Raw genomic sequence first — 2831 nt, forward strand, 5'->3', positions numbered from 1 at the left:
TCAAAAGCGGTTCGCTTAGCAATCGCGTTTGGCGCTGCTTCTACGGCTGCGTTTTCTGCGAACACGTTCGCAGCCGAAGGTGAAGAGAAAGTAGAACGTATCGAAGTTACCGGTTCTGCAATCAAAAGAACTGACTTAGAAGGTGCATTGCCACTAGACGTTATCGATGCTTCAGCTATCGCTAAATCAGGTGTAACAAGCGTTCCAGATTTAATCGCTAACCTTCCTGCGATGCAGGGTTTCACAGCTGCTGGTGAGTCAGTAGGTGGTGGCGGTGGCGGTGTTCAAACTGCTTCACTAAGAAACTTAGGTTCAGAGTACACACTTGTACTTCTAAACGGTCGTCGTATGGTATCTTCTGATTCAGGCGGTACTATCGACCTTAACTCTATTCCTTTATCGGCTATCAAGCGCGTTGAAATCCTAAAAGATGGTGCATCTGCATTATACGGTTCTGACGCTATCGCGGGTGTTGTTAACTTCATCCTAAAAGATGACGTTCAAAACACGACTATCAGCGCTCGTTATGACAAGCCAAAAGACACTTCAAGCTCTAACTTCTCAATCACAACTGGTTTCGGTGACCTAAGTGTTGATGGTTTCAACATCACAGCTGCTTATAGCCGTGATGAGCAAGACAACCTACGTTCAGTTGACCGTGATTTCGCGAAAACTGGTTTCATCTCGTTTGAACATTCAGGCCAAGACCTACTAGCGGTTGCTGGTTCTTCAAGTGCTATTCCTGGTAACGCGTATGTTAGCTACAACAAACGTGATGAAAATGGGGAGCTGATGTTTGATGATGACGGCAATAACATCACGACTACTTATTCGTTCAACCCATACAAACTGAACAACAACGACACGTGTCACGCAACTAGTGCTCCATCTGGCGAACGTGCTTGTCAGTTTGACTACACTAGTACGTTGGAAATCCAGCCTGAGTCAGAGCGTAACAACTTCTTTGTTCAAGGTATTGCAACAGTAAATGATACGACTGAAGTATATGCAAATGCTTCTTGGTCAAAATTCGAAATGATCACTCGTATCGCGCCATACCCAACAGGTATTCCACTAAGTGCAGATTCAGAGCTAGCTAAAAAATACATAATTCCTCACACACCTCAGGCTGTTTTAGATGATATGGTTGGTATCAGCGCTCGCTGGCGTGTACTTCCTGGCGGTAACCGTACAGACGAGTGGAACACAACAACTAGCCAAATCACAGCGGGTATCCGTGGTGAAATCTCTGAATGGTCTTATGACCTAGCGGTAACTCGTGGTGATTCAGAGCGTGAGCAAAACCGTTTAACTGGTTATCCTAAGCAAGACGAGTTCCTAGCACTACTTAACTCTGGTGCTATCGACATCTTCGCTGCGCCTGAAGACCTAACTGCTGAAGAGAACTCTGCTGTTGCAGCTTCAATGTTCAACGGTCTATGGGAAGAAACTGAAACTACAATGACAGCAATTGAAGGTAAGCTGTCAGGTGCTATTGCAGATTTAGACGCAGGTAGTGTATACCTAGGTGTTGGTTTCGATTACCGTGCATCTGAGTACGCACGTTCAAACGGCGAAGGCAATAACAACAAGGTTGTATTGTACGAGTCAGTATCTCCTGAGTATGACCTAGATCGTGACAACTACGGTGCATTTGCTGAAGTTATCGTTCCAGTTATGGAAAACCTAGAGTTAACAGGTTCAATCCGTTACGACAGCATCGGTGAAATCACTGATTCACTTCGTGAAGGCAACAAAACTGTAAACGACAGCGAAAACGATACAACGTACAAGTTAAGCTTATCTTACCGTCCTACAGACGAGCTATTACTACGTGCTTCAATGGGTACTGGCTTTAAGATGGCAACGATGCGTCAAATCGCTGAGCCACGTGTAGAGTTTGGTGTAACAGCTTCACCATATGACTGTCCACTAGCATCAGGTCACCCACTTAAGTCAGCGTGTCACTCAGACAAGCTTCAGTATGACGTATACCGTGAAGGTAACGCTAACTTGAAGCCAGAAACATCTGAGCAGTACACATTCGGTTTCGTATGGGCTGGTGATACAGGTACAAGTGTGTCAGTAGATTACTGGAACATTGAAATGGAGAACGAGGTTCAACGTTTAACTCAGAACCAAATCTTCTTCAACCCAGCGACATATAACCACCTATTCACGACGAAGTATGATGAAAGTTTGAAAAAAGACGTTCTGGCTATCGTTCAGGCAGCTGATAACGTTGGTCAGTCAACGACTACAGGTATCGACTGGAGCATCAACTTAACAAACGAATTGTCATTCGGTACGTTAAAGACTGGTATCATGGGTACTTACCTGATTGAGTCTGAAAGCCTACGTGTTGGTACAACTGATGTTTGGGATTCAAGCTTAGGTAAAGTTGGTACTGATGAAGCGGTTGCATTCCGTAACATCGTAAACATCAACAACTCATTCACTCATGGTAACTTCACGCATGACTTGAATATCAAGGCGCGCAGTGGTTACACAGATGCAGCGGCAGATGTAAACTTCACTGTATTTAGAGCTGATTTGAGCGAAGAAGTTGATGGTAGCCTAATCCAGAAGCATATCCCGGTATACTTCACTGTTGACTACCGCTTGTCATACGCTTACGGCGACAATGCAAACGTAACATTTGGTATTAAGAACTTACTAGACAAAGAGCCACCGTTCACGCTAAACGCGGCAGCGGGTCACCAGGTAGGTTACGATCCACGTTACGCAGACCCGTACGGTCGTACTTTCTACATCCAAGCTGATTACACTTTCTAAGTTAGTTTGATGTAATAGAATTTAAACCCCACTTT

1 protein-coding gene is annotated in these 2831 nt (G+C 44.7%); it reads left to right on the forward strand.

Going from position 1 to position 2831, the window contains the following annotated elements; genetic code table 11:
• Positions 1-2796, forward strand: a 2796-nt coding sequence (locus BIW53_RS03290; RefSeq protein WP_070990396.1) for a TonB-dependent receptor, incomplete at its 5' end; no start/stop codon positions are given.
• Positions 2797-2831 lie beyond the last annotated feature (35 nt).

Source organism: Pseudoalteromonas byunsanensis (assembly GCF_001854475.1).
GTDB lineage: Bacteria > Pseudomonadota > Gammaproteobacteria > Enterobacterales > Alteromonadaceae > Pseudoalteromonas > Pseudoalteromonas byunsanensis.